Consider the following 14,973-nt stretch of genomic DNA (forward strand, 5'->3'; position numbering starts at 1 on the left):
GCCATGACCACTCTTTGGTCATGGCTTTTCTCTATATATGGTAAACACCCTTTGTTTGACCTATTTTGGCAGAACCGAACTCCCCATTAAATAACGGTCTACCTCATGCGCCACTTGTCTGCCTTCGTTAATTGCCCAGACAATCAAGCTTTGACCGCGTCTTGCATCTCCCGCTGCAAATACGCCTTCTACATTCGTCGTATATTCCCCATATTTTGCGTCAATCCGATTGTTTTTGCTGTCCACGCCAAAGTGTTTCACTAGCGGCTGTTCAGTTCCCTCAAAACCAATCGCAATAAAGACTAGCTGAGCTGGCCATACCTTCTCTGTTCCTGGAATCTCATGAAATTCAAACTTCCCTTGCTCGTTTTTCACCTTTTCCATTTGAATGGTATGAAGCTCTTTTAACTTCCCATTTTTATCAGCCACAATCTTTGTGGTTTGAATCGAATATTGCCGCGGATCTTCTCCAAATTTTGCTTGTGCTTCTTCGTAAGCATAATCTAGAGAGAAGACATAAGGCTGTTCTGGCCACATGTTATCCCCTACACGTGTATCTGGAAGCTTTGGATGCTTTCCGAATTGAACAACACTTTTTGCTTTTTGGCGAAGTGCAGTTGCGACGCAGTCAGCGCCTGTATCTCCTCCGCCAATCACAATGACGTCTTTCCCTTTTGCGTCAATAAAGTTTTTATCTTTGAATCCTGAATCAAGCATGCTTTTTGTTGCGAGTGTTAAATAATCCATTGCCAGGTGAATCCCTTTTGCTTCCCTGCCTTCAATTAACAGGTCACGCTGCTTTTGTGCACCTGTACAAAGGATGACCGCATCAAATTGCTCTTTCAGTTCATCAGCCGTGATATCCACACCAATTTCTGTATTGGTCACAAAGTCAATGCCTTCTTGTCTTAGCAGTTTAACTCTGCGCTCAACGACTTCTTTGTCGAGCTTCATATTCGGAATACCATAAGTGAGCAGTCCACCAAGACGATCAGATCGTTCAAACACGGTTACAGCGTGCCCTGCTTGGTTTAGTTGGTCTGCACTTGCCAGTCCTGCTGGTCCTGATCCGACAATGGCAACCTTTTTCCCTGTACGGCTTGAAGGAATTCTTGGTGTAATCCAGCCATTTTCAAAACCTTTATCAATGATCGTCCGTTCGATATTTTTAATCGATACTGCTGGATCATTGATCGCGACGGTACATGAGCCTTCACAAGGTGCTGGACATACTCTTCCAGTAAATTCAGGGAAATTGTTCGTTTTTTGTAGTCTTTCAAGCGCTTCTTTCCATCTGCCCCGGTAGACAAGGTCATTCCATTCTGGAATTAAATTGTAGATCGGGCAGCCAGAAACGCCGCCCCTGATCTCCATCCCAATTTGACAAAACGGTGTTCCGCAATCCATACATCTAGCACCCTGCTGTTTCAATACCTCATCTGTATAAGGAGCTGAATATTCTTTCCAGTCATTTTGACGAGTGAGAGGGTCACGTTCATTTGGCTTTTCTCTTTTATAATCCATAAAACCTGTTGCTTTGCCCATTGTCCTCTCCCCTTTCTTAATGAGCGACGGCTGCTTTTTGCCCGTTTGCCGTTTCTTTATTTTTCGGTTTTGTGTTTGCTTCAAATGCGAACATAACAGCTTCCTCGTGGCTGAGGCCTGCTTGTTTTTGTTCCTCAATGCTTTGAAGCATCATTTTGTAATTTCTCGGAATGATCTTAATGAATTGATTCTTTTCTTGTGCCCAGTTCTCTAGAAGCGCTGCTGCTTTTGAGCTGTTTGTATAATCAAGGTGTTCCTGAATCATTTGCTTCACTTCTTGTTCTTCTTCGTGATCTGTGAGTTTTTCAAACATGATCATTTCCATGTTACACATTCTTTTGAACTGTTTTGCATCGGATGTATGCACATAAGCGATACCGCCAGACATCCCTGCGCCAAAGTTCTTCCCAACGTCACCTAAAATGACAACACGTCCGCCAGTCATGTATTCACAGCCGTGATCACCGATTCCTTCAACGACCACATTGACACCTGAATTACGAACGGCAAATCGTTCACCTGCACGACCGTTAATATACGCTTTTCCGCTTGTCGCGCCGTAAAATGCAACGTTACCGACAATCACGTTCTCATGTCCATTTTGTACAAAGTGATCAGATGTTTTGACAGCAATTTTGCCTCCAGAGAGTCCTTTGCCGATATAGTCATTTGAGTCACCTGTTAAATATAAAGACATCCCCTTTGGAACAAATGCGCCGAAGCTTTGTCCAGCTGAACCAGTGAACCGAAGTGTGATCGTATCCTCTGGCAGACCTTCTTCTCCGTAGCGCTTAGACACTTCACTGCCCGTAATCGTTCCAGCTACACGGTGAATGTTGCGAATGTTTAGTGACAGATCAACCGGTGTTTGATGATCGAGCGCTTCCTGTACATAAGGGAGAATCTCATTCATATCCAGTGATTCATCAATTTTATGATTTTGCGGCGTTCTGAATGTGCGTGGTCCCTCTGGCTGATATAGCAGGGTTTCAAGGTTCAGCTGTCCTGCTTTCCAGTGTGCTTTTGCTCTTTCACTTACTGATAAGACATCCGTACGCCCAATCAATTCATCCATTGATGTAAAGCCAAGTTCAGCTAAAATTTCTCTTACTTCCTCTGCAATAAACATCATGAAGTTGACAATGTGATCAGGGTCACCCATGAATTTTTTGCGAAGTTCTGGGTTTTGAGTAGCGACTCCGACTGGGCAAGTATCTAAATGACATGCTCTCATCATGACGCATCCTAATACGACAAGTGGAGCTGTCGCAAAGCCGTATTCTTCTGCTCCTAAAATCGCAGCCATGACAACGTCGCGTCCTGTCATTAATTTGCCATCCGTTTCAAGAACGACTCGCTCTCGAAGGCCGTTTAAGACAAGGGTTTGATGCGCTTCTGCCAATCCAAGCTCCCAAGGAAGTCCTGTATGTTTAATACTTGTTTTCGGAGAAGCTCCAGTACCGCCATCATATCCACTAATTACGATGACATCCGCTGTCCCTTTTGCAACACCTGCTGCAATCGTTCCAACGCCAGCTTTAGAAACTAGCTTGACACTGATGCGTGCGTCACGGTTTGCGTTTTTCAAATCATGGATCAATTGAGCCAAATCCTCGATTGAATAAATATCATGGTGAGGCGGTGGTGAGATTAGGCCAACACCTGGCGTAGAACCACGTACGTCTGCGACCCAAGGATATACTTTATTCCCTGGCAGTTGTCCGCCTTCTCCAGGCTTTGCACCTTGCGCCATTTTAATTTGCAGTTCATCTGCATTGACTAAATAATGACTTTTCACACCAAAGCGGCCAGAAGCAATCTGTTTAATTGCACTTCTGCGATCATCCCCGTGCTCATCTACTGTGAAGCGTGCAGGGTCTTCCCCGCCTTCTCCGCTGTTGCTTTTGCCGCCAATTCGGTTCATCGCAATCGCTAGTGCTTCATGCGCTTCTTTACTTAATGAACCAAATGACATCGCACCTGTCTTAAAGCGGCGTACAATGGATTCAGCAGATTCAACTTCTTCCAGACGAACTGGCTTTTGTTTTGAACGAAAAGCAAATAGATTTCTAAGGAAACCAATTCGTTCTTCATCCGCTGCCTTCGTATATTGCTTAAATAAATCATAATCTTCGTTGCGGCATGCCCACTGAAGGGTATGAATGGTTTTTGGGTTAAAGGCATGATGCTCTCCATTTTTTCTCCACTGGAATTCACTGCCTGATTCTAGCGTTTGATCAGTTGATGCCTGATACCCAGCCTCATGACGAAGCTTTGCTTCACTTGCAATGGTGTCAAGATCAATACCGCCTAACTGCGAAGCTGTTCCTGTGAAATACGCCTGGATGACATCTTCACTAATACCGACTGCTTCAAAAATTTGTGCGCCTCGATAGCTTTGGACAGTGGAAATTCCCACTTTAGACATTACTTTAACTACGCCCTCAGTCACACTTTTCCCAAACTTTGTGACAGCTTCATCAAAGCTAATCGCAATCGCTTCTTCAGCAATAAGCTGTTTGTATGTTTCGTAAACGAGGTACGGATGGATCGCATCTGCGCCGTAGCCAATCAGTGCGGCAAAATGATGAACCTCTCTTACTTCTCCAGATTCGACGATTAAGCTCACCTTTGTTCGTAAGCCTTGACGCACAAGATGCTGATGAAGTGCACTCAATGCAAGAAGTGGTGGAATCGGCACTTTTTCTTCTGTCATGTCACGATCAGAAAGAATTAGTAAAGATACCCCTTCACGAATGGCTTTTTCTGCCTCTTCAAACATCGCATCAAGACCGCGTTTTAGGTCATCAGTGAAAAGTGTATGAATCGTTTTGCTTTTAAAGGCGTTATGAACAATCGTTTTCAAGCCGTTGAACTGCCCGCTTGTTAAAACTGGTGTATAAAGTTTAATTCTTCGGCATGAATATTCATTTGGATGTAAAATATCTCCCTCAGCACCTAACCAAGTCATGGTCGATGTGACAAGCTGCTCACGAATGGCATCAATTGGCGGGTTCGTCACTTGAGCAAACAGCTGTTTGAAATAAGAAAACAGCGACTGCGCACGATCTGATAACACAGCAAGCGGTGTATCACTTCCCATCGAGCCTATTGGGTCCTTGCCTTCTTCTAGTAAAGGAATTAAATACTTTTGAATGTCTTCGTACGTATAATGGAAAGCACGCTGACGCGTTAACAAATCACTCATTATACTAGAATTTTCTGAATTTTCTTCCGAGCGATTGACGTGAACCATTTCTTCATCGAGCCATTTTTGATAAGGAAGTTCATTCGCAATCGAAGATTTCACTTCTTCATCAGAAATAATGCGTCCTTCTTCTAAATCGATTAACAGCATTTTACCTGGTTCAAGACGGTCTTTATACTTCACATCTTCTTCATTCGTGTCGATGACGCCAACTTCAGATGAGAAAATGATATGATCGTCATTTGTCACGTAGTATCTCGCGGGTCTTAATCCGTTACGATCTAAGATGGCGCCGATTTGTTTACCATCCGTAAACGAAATCGCTGTTGGGCCATCCCATGGCTCCATTAACGAACTATGGTATTCATAAAATGCCCGTTTCTCTTTTGACATGTGCGTATTCTCCGTCCACGGCTCAGGAATCAGCATCATCGCTGTATGAGCAGGAGTACGCCCTGCAAGCACGAAAAATTCAAAGGCATTGTCTAAAATGGATGAATCACTTCCGTCTGCATTCAGCACTGGCAAAATCTTGTCTAGATCTTCTCCGAAGGCTTCAGACACGAATTGTTGTTCTCTTGCTCTCATCCAATTGATGTTTCCTCTTAATGTGTTAATTTCTCCGTTATGAATTAAGTAACGGTTTGGATGCGCTCGTTCCCATGTCGGGAATGTATTTGTACTAAATCTTGAATGAACGAGTGAAAATGCAGAAACAAATGTTTCATCCTGTAGATCAAGATAAAAAGCATCAACTTGATCTGATGTTAAAAGCCCCTTATATACGATGGTTTGACTCGACAGGCTGACAAAGTAAAATTGTTTTTCCTCTGCTGTTCCCCAGTTTTCAGCCTGCTTGCGGATGACGTATAATTTTCGTTCAAATGACAAACGGTCTGTTATGTTGTCGTTTGCTCCGATGAACACTTGCCGGACAACCGGACAGCTCTTCGCTGCAACCGTTCCAATTTTCCCAGCATCAACAGGAACCGTTCTCCAGCCAATTAATGTTTGCCCTTCTTGTTTAATGAAGCCGTTGATCTTTTGTTCGATCGCTTGACGCGTTTTGGCATCATCATCTTTTGAAAAGAACACCATTCCTACCCCGTAACGGCCCTTTTCAGGAAGTGCAAGGTCTTGACAGTTCTTTCTAAAAAAAGCGTCTGGCAGTTGTACCATTAAACCGGCACCATCACCTGTATACGGATCACTGCCTTGCCCGCCGCGGTGATCAAGCTGGCACAGCATTTGCAATCCCTTTTTGACGATGCTATGTGTCGCCTCCCCTTTTAAATGGGCGTACAGTCCGATTCCACATGCATCATGTTCAAATTCAGGACGGTAGAGACCTTGTGGTTGTGGTAGTTGATTATAAGTCATCGTTTCTCTCCCCCGTTTAAAAGATCCGTTTTTTCACAGTAATAAAATCTCACAAACTCTGTAACTTATTTTAAGTTTTCAAATTAATATAAACAATATATAATTTAGATCAAAACAATCTCTTTTTGAGATAGATGGGTGTGAAGTGCAAAAATGGAGCTTCGTCAATTACGTTATTTTGTAGAAGTTGCTGACCGTGAACACGTGTCAGAAGCGGCTGAAAACTTACACGTTGCCCAATCTGCCATCAGCCGGCAGATTGCCAATTTAGAAGAAGAACTTGGAGTGGCTTTATTCGAACGAGAAGGACGAAATATCAAATTAACGAAAATCGGCAGACAATTTTTGGACCATGTCAGAACCGCCCTAAAAGCGATAGATTACGCCAAAGAACAAATTGATGAATACTTAGACCCTCACAAAGGGACAGTGAACATTGGATTTCCTACAAGTCTAGCAAGCCAAGTGCTCCCTTCTGTCATTTCCGCATTTAAGCTGGAATATCCAGAGGTCGATTTTTTACTTCGGCAAGGTTCCTATAAGTTTCTGATTGAAGCTGTCAAAAATCGAGACATTGATCTTGCCTTTTTAGGACCCGTCCCGACAAACGATCCTCAAATAGAAGGAAATATCTTGTTTTCCGAAAGCATTTATGCCCTTTTACCGGTTAGCCACCCCTTTAGCGGACAAAGGAGCATTCATTTAAGTGATTTAAGAAAGGATCATTTCGTGTTATTTCCTGAAGGGTATGTGCTGAGACAAATTGCGGTTGATGCTTGCAAGCAGGCAGGCTATGAGCCTACCATTTCATCTGAAGGAGAAGATTTGGATGCCATAAAAGGTCTCGTATCGGCAGGAATGGGTGTTACCTTATTACCCGAAAGTGCCTTTTATGAAACAACACCGCGATTTACAGTGAAAATTCCCATTGATTTCCCTCAAGTGAGAAGAACGGTCGGAATTATTGCTTCTAAATCGAGAGAGATGTCTCCTTCTGCCCATGATTTTTATATGTTTGTAAAGGACTTCTTTTCAAAAATTGAACAATATAAATAATTCATTAAAACAAGACATTTCATTTGTAGAAATAATCCCTCTTTGTATATGATGAGTTACAGAACAACAGACTATATGGAAGAAAGGTAATCGTATGAAATCAATTTTATCGTTTTTAAAGCCCTATCGGCTATCCGTTGTGTCCATTGTGATTCTCACCTTTTTAAGCAGTATGCTCCAGCTGTATTTACCGACGCTTACGGCAGATATCGTTGATGTCGGGATCGTCCAAGGAGATGTCGCTTATATATGGAAGGTTGGGGGCTGGATGGTGGCTTGTTCTTTACTTGCCATCTTGCTCACGATTTGGAAGTCCTACTTGTCATCTAAGACAGCTCTAGGCTTCGGGCGTGATATGAGAAGACAGCTGTTTGTGCATGTCGAACAATTCTCATTAGAAGAATTTCAAAAAATCGGGACATCTTCCTTTATTACAAGATCCACAAATGATGTGAAACAAGTTCAAGATGTCACGATCATGATCTTACAAATGATGACACGGGCGCCTCTAATGCTTGTTGGTGGAATTATTTTGGCTGTATCTAGAGATGCTGTGTTATCTCTCATCTTTTTAGCAGCTCTTCCCCTTCTTGGCGGGTTCATTTATTTGGTGTCAAGAAAAGCGATCCCCCTCTTTGGCCAGCTTCAGAAAAAAACGGACCGGCTGAACTTGATTATGAGAGAGTCGCTTTCAGGCATTCGGGTCATTCGTGCGTTTAACCGAGTAGATGACGAAAAGGAACGTTTTCAAAAAGCCAATACATCGTATAAGGATACTGGCCTTAAGGTCAATCGATTAATGGCGTACTTGTTCCCTTTTATGCTCATTATCATGAACTTCACGAATATCGGTATTGTCTGGATTGGCGCTAATCGGATTGATGCCGGACAGATGGAAGTCGGGAATCTGATCGCCTTCATTCAATATGCGATGATGATTTTAATGGCACTCATTATGCTGTCTATGAGTTTTATTATGGTGCCTAGAGCTCAGGCATCAGCTAAACGGATGAATGAAGTGTTAAATCTAGAACCAAGAATTAAAGACAAAAAAGAGGCTATCACTAAACTTGATCAGCCAGCCCAGTCCATTCGCTTTGAGAATGTGTCATTTTATTATTCAAATGCTGAAAAACCAGCCGTTCAAGACATGACGTTTGAAGCCAAAAAGGGTGAAACGACGGCGATCATTGGCAGTACAGGTTCCGGGAAAACGACCCTTCTTCAGCTGATGACACGTTTTTATGAAGCAACAGAAGGAAAAATTATATTAGATGGTGTCGATATTAGAGAATTGCCTCAAGAGAAACTGAGAAGTCAGATGGGTTATGTTTCTCAAAAAGCCATTTTATTTAGCGGAACCATTGCTGATAATGTGCGCTTTGGCAAACGAGATGCTACAGATGACGAGATTTGGCAGGCACTGCGGACAGCACAGGCCGAAGAATTTGTTTTGCAAAAAGATGGCGGAATTCACGCAGAGATAGACCAAGGGGGTTCGAATCTCTCTGGCGGTCAAAAACAACGTCTTTCGATTGCAAGAGCACTCGTAAGAAAACCTGCATTCTACCTGTTTGACGATAGCTTCTCTGCCCTTGATTACAAAACGGATGCAAAACTTCGGTCAGCGCTAGAAGCTGAAAAAGAGCATGCTGCTTTGATTATTGTGGCTCAAAGAATCAGCACAGTGAAGCATAGCGATAAAATCATTGTGTTAGATGATGGAAAAATAGCAGGTATCGGTACACATGAACAGTTACTGAAAGATAACCTTGTCTATCAAGAGATCGTCGCATCACAGGAAGGTCAGGAGGTGGAGCAAGGATGAGTAAAAAAATGTCTTCTGGAATGGGACATAAAGGCGGTCACCCAAGGGGTCCAGTACAAAAACCGAAGGAATTTAAAAAAACACTTCTTCGTTTAACGGGCTATTTAAAACCGAGGAAATTTCAGCTGATCATTGTCCTGATTGCAGCGATCGGTTCAACCGTTTTTAATGTTGTCAGTCCAAAATTACTTGGGGATGCCACCTCTTCCCTATTTGAAAGTTTTACACAAGGAACTGGTGTTCAATTTGATGTCATTTCACGCATTTTATTGTTGCTTGTTCTATTATATGTCGTGGCATCTCTCTTCTCATTCGTGCAGCAATATGTAATGGCGGGTGTCTCGCAGCAGACCATTGCTGAACTAAGACAAGAAGCGAGTGACAAACTCACACGTCTCCCCCTTCGTTATTTTGATAAAACAACACACGGAGACACGCTGAGCCGGGTGATGAACGACATCGATAATATTAATACTTCTTTACAGCAGGCACTCACACAAGTGATCACATCTGTTATTACAGTCATTGGTATTGTCGTCATGATGCTTTTCATCAGTCCGCTGCTGACACTGCTTGTTTGTTTGACGCTGCCTCTTAGTTTGTTTGCGATTCGAGGCATTACATCATTTTCGCAAAAGCATTTTAAAGCACAGCAAAAAGAACTAGGGATGATCAATGGACATATTAATGAAATGTTCACAGGACATCAGACGGTTCGTGCGTATGGCTATGAAAAGAAAGCCATTGATACATTTGATCAATTAAACGAACAACTATATGAATCTTCAAGAAAAGCACAATTTATCTCCGGCTTAATGATGCCAATGATGACCTTTATTGGGAATCTTGGCTATGTGGCGGTAAGTGTTGCTGGCGGAATTCTTGTCATTAACGGGAATATTCGTGTCGGGGATGTGCAAGCATTTATCCAATACACACAGCAAATGTCGCAGCCGCTTGTGCAAGCATCCAGTGTTGCAAACTTAGTTCAATCTGCTATCGCTTCTGCTGAACGGGTGTTTGAAATTCTGGATGAGGAAGAAGAACATGCGGAAGAAGATGCAGCGATTGATCTTAAATCCCTTTCCGGAGATGTGGCCTTTGAGCACGTTCACTTCGGTTATGAGAAAGATCAACCCATTATTAAAGATTTGAATTTACAAGTCCGAGAAGGACAAACGGTGGCCATTGTTGGGCCAACAGGCGCTGGAAAAACAACGATAATTAATCTGTTAATGCGCTTTTACGAGCTAGATCAAGGCTCCATTCGCATTGGCGGCGTAAAAACCACCGACCTCAGCCGAGAGCAAGTACGTGACTTATTTGCGATGGTTCTTCAGGATACATGGCTCTTTGAAGGCACAATTTATGACAACATCGCATATGGTAGACCGCATGTTTCAAAAGAGGATGTGTTGAAGGCCGCTAAACATGCCTATGCAGACGATTTCATCCGCACCCTTCCAGATGGATATGACACACTCTTAACAGAAGATGCCGGCAACCTCTCACAAGGTCAACGTCAACTGTTAACCATCGCCCGTGCCATCTTATCTGATCCGAAGATATTAATCTTAGATGAAGCAACAAGCAGTGTCGATACACGGACAGAGATGCATATTCAAAAAGCAATGAATGAATTAATGAACGGCAGAACAAGCTTCGTCATTGCACATCGACTTTCAACGATTAAAGATGCCGATCTCATTTTAGTCATGAAAGATGGCACGATCATTGAAAAAGGAACTCATCGTGAGCTTTTGAAAGAAAAAGGCTTTTATGCCGACCTCTATATGAGTCAATTTGCCGAAAACCAAGTCGGTTAAACAACACCAAAAAGGATAGACAGCATGTAAAAATGCCTGTCTATCCTTTTTGTTATGCCTTAAGCTTCCCGTTTTCTGACTTTCACACTAAGTTTCGTCATGTAATCCGCTTCATTTTTAGACATCAGAGAATGAAGTAAATACTCCTCAAAGACATCCCCATCCAGTATCATATCCTCTGCTTCGATGTGATCTAATAAACGTGAATAGGCAGTCTCCATTTCTTCATATGTTCCTTGTTGATACATGACTGCATATAGACCCGCTGGCTTTTTGACTGCATCCGGTCCTTCCATTCGGCAGAACAGCCGATCAGATTGATGATAATGACGCTGCAAAAACTGCTCCTTGTTTAAAATAGAACCATTTGCCGCCGCACCTTTAATACCAATCCCTTTCAGAAATTCTCCTACAATTCGAGAAATTTCTTCTGTAGGTGTGTTTGAATCAATTGGGTTTGATGTACTGAGGACGATCGGTTCTTCTGGCAGTTCTTGAAACAAGACCTCCCCTGTTTTCACTGATGATAATTCATTCGTTGTCTCGATCACACGAAAAAGAAAAGATTGAATATCCTGTAGTTTTTGGATCTCCTCCCCGACCTTTTCTGCTTGCTCAACCGCAAGGCTTTGCAATTTCTCCTGAGAAGGCTCAGTAAAGTATTGTTTTAATTGTTTGATCGGAAATTGAACAGCACGAAGGGATTGAATGGCCATGAAATGATCAAACTGTTCAAATGTATAATAACGGTACCCATTTTCCTGAACACCTGCCGGCTTAAACAAATCGATTTTATCATAATAGAGCAGTGTATCTTTTTTCACTTCAAATAATGACGCAAATTCTCCAGTTAAAAATGTTTTTTGAACATCGCTCATCATTTTTAGGGCTCCTTTCTTGACTATGGAGTTACTCCATCCTTTATGATAACATGCATAAACACCACGTATGTGGAGAAAGGATTTACACATGAACAAAATCGCACAAGATCAAGTCACATTATCACTTGCAAAACAAGAGGACTTCCCTTTGATGAAAAAAGAACTGCAAGATGCTTTCACAGCTGGCATCATTGATGCATTTGGCGATGCAGAAGGTGGACCAATTCCTCCTGATGAGTCGATTGATGAATCTTTTTATTCGACAGAGAACCTTGTCTATCATATTTTACTAAATGGTCAAAAGGCAGGAGGGGTTGTCTTAAAAATCAACCATCACACACACCGCAATTCGGTGGACCTATTATATATCTCTTCATCATCTCATAGCCGCGGCATTGGTCAGGCAGCATGGAAAGCCATTGAGGCGCAATATCCAGAAACGAAGGTGTGGGAAGTTGTCACTCCTTATTTTGAAAAGCGCAACATTCATTTTTATGTGAACAAATGCGGGTTTCAGATTGTTGAGTTTTATCACTTACACCATCCAGATCCGAGCTTCCCTCATGAGAAGAATCAAGAAAATGACCCTTTAGCACCTGAGACATTTGAATTTTTCAAATTTGAGAAAGTCATGAAAAAAGACCGTTCAAGTTCATAAAAAAACTAGATTGTTGACAAAGGGCTAAAATGGACTTCATTTTAGCCCTTTGTCTTCTTTTTCAAGAGTTGTCAGTGCTTCAGCATCGTTTCCATGTCGTTCCCTTTTTTCTCTCTTCTTTTCTCATACACTAAAAAAACACTACCCCAAGTTAGAAAGGTAGTGTTCGTTACATTCATTCTAGCTTCTAATCTGACCATCACCAGATAGAAGCAGCTTTGTTGTTGTCAGTGCAGGAAGTCCCATTGGCCCTCTTGCGTGCAGCTTTTGAGTAGAAATGCCAATTTCAGCGCCATATCCTAGTGCACCGCCATCTGTAAAACGTGTAGATGCGTTATGATAAACAGCAGCCGCATCGACTTCGTTTAGAAAGATTTGTGCGTTTTTTTCATCCTCTGTTACGATGGCTTCTGAATGTTTCGTTCCGTACTGATCAATGTGGTGAATGGCGCCCTCAATTGAGTCAACGACTTTCACCGCAAGATCAAGACTTAAATACTCATCTGTCCAATCCACTTCCTCCGCAGGAACCGCTTCGGAAAAAAAGGATTGAGCGTCTTGATCCCCGTGCACAGTGACTTGATGCTGAAGCAGTGCTTCATTCAATGCTGCACCATTTTCTTTCAGCCAATCGCGATGAACGATCAGAGTCTCAAGCGCATTACAAACGGCCGGACGATTTGTTTTCGCATTGATGACAATCTGAATGGCTTTTTCTACATTCGCTGTTTGATCAATAAAGATATGACAGTTCCCTGTCCCTGTTTCAAGAACTGGAATGGTCGATTCTTCTACAACTGTTTTGATTAAAGAAGCCCCGCCTCTCGGGATTAAAACATCAATCCACTCTTTTAGATGAAACATCGCTTGAACCGATGAACGGTCTGTTTGTTCAATAAACTGTACCGCATCACGAGGGATCTTTGTTTGATCCAATGCCTCATGAATGACGCGGACGATGGCTTTGTTGGAAGAAATAGCGGAGGAACCGCCTTTTAAAATCACTGAGTTGCCTGCCTTGAGGGCAAGCCCTGCTGCATCGACAGTGACATTCGGTCTCGCTTCATAGATCATCCCGATCACGCCGAGCGGTACTCTTCGGCTTTTCACATGTAAGCCGTTTTCAAGAGTCCATTCATCCAATATTTCTCCAACAGGATCTGTTAATCTCGTCACAAGCCGCAAACTTTCTGCAAACTCATGAATTCTCTCTTCATTTAACATTAATCGATCCATTAATGCTTCAGAGAAGCCCTTTTCTTTTCCTGCCTCTAAATCCTTTTGATTTTCCTGTAAAATAAAATCACTTTGCTGTTCGAGCGTTTCTGCTATTTTCAGCAGCGCCTCATTTTTTTCCTCTGTTTGAAGTAAACCTAGTTTTTTTGATACGTGCTTTGCTTTTTTCGCTTTTTCTTTGACCGATGTGACAACTTCAGCTGTCAGTGTCATGAAATTCCTCCCTTATGATTAGCAAACTGGTATTGATAAATCTAAATGACAAACAAACGCTTCAAGATCTACGACATGCACCACTTCATCCTGTAGCAAGTCACCGCTCAGTGCGAGTTCGTCGGACGCATAATTGACAATGCCAAGCCCTATTTCTCTTTCATCTTGATCTAAAATACGGACTACATCGCCTTTTTTAAACGAACCATTTACATCGACTATGCCGTCAGAATCCAGACTTTTCTCACGATGCATGAGAAGCTCCTGTGTTTTCTCTTGAACAACGATTTCGCCTTTTGGGCCAGAATGAAAAGCAATCCACTGTTTTTTATAATTCAGCGGCGCTAAATTTTCGTCAGCTGTAAAATAAGTGCCGTCCTCTGTCCCATTGATGGCTTTGTCTAAAATGTGAGGCGTATCGGCTTTTCCCAAAAAGCCATTGATGCCTGCGGCCATTGAAATTTTAAAAGCATCGAGTTTTGATTTCATTCCGCCTGTGCCAACGCTGCTTCCCGCATCTCCAGCGGCTGCTTCGATGTCTTCTGTGATTTCTGTGACTTCGAGAATTCTCTTCGCATTCGGGTTTGTATGAGGGTTATCTTCATACAAGCCATCAATATCAGATAAAATAGCGAGGAAATCCGCATCAATCAGTCCAGCTACTTTTGCAGACAATGTATCATTATCTCCAAACTTCAAACGATTGATCGTCACTGTATCATTTTCATTAATAATCGGGATGATCCCTCGATCTAATAACACATTCATTGTATTTCGCACATTTTGATAGCGCGTTTCATCTGAAAAATCGCTTCTTGTAATTAATAGCTGTGAAGCAATATAACCGTGCGATAAAAATAAAGTAGAATATGACTCCATTAAAAGCCCTTGCCCTATTGAGGCAGACGCCTGTTTTTCTGGCAGTGTTTTCGGTCTATCAATAAATCCTAATTTTCGGTAACCAGCTGCAACCGCACCAGATGAGACCAAAATGACTTCGTGTCCTTCATCTTTGAGTTTTACAATTTGATTGACGAGGTTTTCTAGTTTTTTTAAACTAATCTCACCTTGAAAGCTAGTAAGAGAGCTGCTTCCGATTTTCACAACAATTCGTTTTCTCTCTTTATCTGCGTACACCTTAT

9 protein-coding genes are annotated in these 14,973 nt (G+C 42.3%); 4 read left to right on the top strand and 5 right to left on the bottom strand.

What is annotated here, in order from left to right; translation table 11 throughout:
- Window positions 1-60 precede the first annotated feature (60 nt).
- Together gltD and gltB are read right to left on the bottom strand one after the other, a co-directional pair.
- A complete protein-coding gene (gltD, locus tag ES896_RS17000) occupies window positions 61-1,545 on the bottom strand; it encodes a glutamate synthase small subunit (RefSeq protein WP_008346585.1) in 1,485 nt (494 codons plus the stop codon).
- Window positions 1,546-1,561: 16 nt separating this feature from the next.
- Entirely contained in the window at window positions 1,562-6,133 is a 4,572-nt protein-coding gene (gene gltB, locus ES896_RS17005; RefSeq protein ID WP_017367413.1) for a glutamate synthase large subunit, read from the bottom strand.
- Between the two features lie 153 nt (window positions 6,134-6,286).
- Here gltB and gltC point away from each other — a divergent pair, with 153 nt between their 5' ends.
- The 3 genes from gltC to ES896_RS17020 all read left to right on the top strand — a co-directional run bounded on the left by gltC (window position 6,287) and on the right by ES896_RS17020 (window position 10,843).
- Window positions 6,287-7,189, top strand: a complete 903-nt coding sequence (gltC, locus tag ES896_RS17010; RefSeq protein WP_008346581.1) for a glutamate biosynthesis transcriptional regulator GltC — start codon at window positions 6,287-6,289, stop codon at window positions 7,187-7,189.
- Window positions 7,190-7,283: 94 nt separating this feature from the next.
- A complete protein-coding gene (locus tag ES896_RS17015) occupies window positions 7,284-9,017 on the top strand; it encodes an ABC transporter ATP-binding protein (protein ID WP_008346579.1) in 1,734 nt (577 codons plus the stop codon).
- Window positions 9,014-10,843, top strand: coding sequence for an ABC transporter ATP-binding protein (locus tag ES896_RS17020; protein ID WP_017359463.1), 1,830 nt, complete (start codon window positions 9,014-9,016; stop codon window positions 10,841-10,843). The genes ES896_RS17015 and ES896_RS17020 overlap by 4 nt, the downstream gene beginning before the upstream one ends.
- A 59-nt stretch (window positions 10,844-10,902) precedes the next feature.
- On the opposite strand, the gene ES896_RS17025 is transcribed toward ES896_RS17020, so the two are convergent.
- On the bottom strand, window positions 10,903-11,724 hold the full coding sequence (locus ES896_RS17025) for a MerR family transcriptional regulator (protein ID WP_135227081.1): 822 nt from the start codon (window positions 11,722-11,724) through the stop codon (window positions 10,903-10,905).
- Between the two features lie 88 nt (window positions 11,725-11,812).
- On the opposite strand from ES896_RS17025, the gene ES896_RS17030 reads away from it, so the two are divergent.
- Entirely contained in the window at window positions 11,813-12,382 is a 570-nt protein-coding gene (locus ES896_RS17030) for a GNAT family N-acetyltransferase (RefSeq protein WP_072368380.1), read from the top strand.
- 180 nt (window positions 12,383-12,562) lie between these two features.
- Here the strand turns inward: ES896_RS17030 and ES896_RS17035 are convergent, their stop codons facing one another.
- Window positions 12,563-13,831 carry a glutamate-5-semialdehyde dehydrogenase gene (locus ES896_RS17035; RefSeq protein ID WP_041092839.1) on the bottom strand — a complete coding sequence of 423 codons (1,269 nt, stop codon included), beginning with the start codon at window positions 13,829-13,831 and terminating at the stop codon, window positions 12,563-12,565.
- An 18-nt stretch (window positions 13,832-13,849) separates the two neighbouring features.
- Window positions 13,850-14,968 (bottom strand): glutamate 5-kinase, encoded by a 1,119-nt coding sequence (proB, locus tag ES896_RS17040; protein ID WP_135227082.1) that lies wholly within the window; start codon window positions 14,966-14,968, stop codon window positions 13,850-13,852.
- Window positions 14,969-14,973 lie beyond the last annotated feature (5 nt).

The organism is Bacillus sp. 005/A4HT-01/001, assembly GCF_004634445.1.
GTDB classification, from domain to species: Bacteria; Bacillota; Bacilli; order Bacillales; family Bacillaceae; genus Bacillus; species Bacillus altitudinis.

Coding starts and splice junctions, on each gene's coding strand:
- gltC (WP_008346581.1), top strand. CDS start 6,287: ATGGAGCTTCGTCAATTACGTTATTTTGTAGAAGTTGCTGACCGTGAA.
- ES896_RS17015 (WP_008346579.1), top strand. CDS start 7,284: ATGAAATCAATTTTATCGTTTTTAAAGCCCTATCGGCTATCCGTTGTG.
- gltD (WP_008346585.1), bottom strand. CDS start 1,545: ATGGGCAAAGCAACAGGTTTTATGGATTATAAAAGAGAAAAGCCAAAT.
- gltB (WP_017367413.1), bottom strand. CDS start 6,133: ATGACTTATAATCAACTACCACAACCACAAGGTCTCTACCGTCCTGAA.
- ES896_RS17030 (WP_072368380.1), top strand. CDS start 11,813: ATGAACAAAATCGCACAAGATCAAGTCACATTATCACTTGCAAAACAA.
- ES896_RS17035 (WP_041092839.1), bottom strand. CDS start 13,831: ATGACACTGACAGCTGAAGTTGTCACATCGGTCAAAGAAAAAGCGAAA.
- ES896_RS17025 (WP_135227081.1), bottom strand. CDS start 11,724: ATGATGAGCGATGTTCAAAAAACATTTTTAACTGGAGAATTTGCGTCA.
- ES896_RS17020 (WP_017359463.1), top strand. CDS start 9,014: ATGAGTAAAAAAATGTCTTCTGGAATGGGACATAAAGGCGGTCACCCA.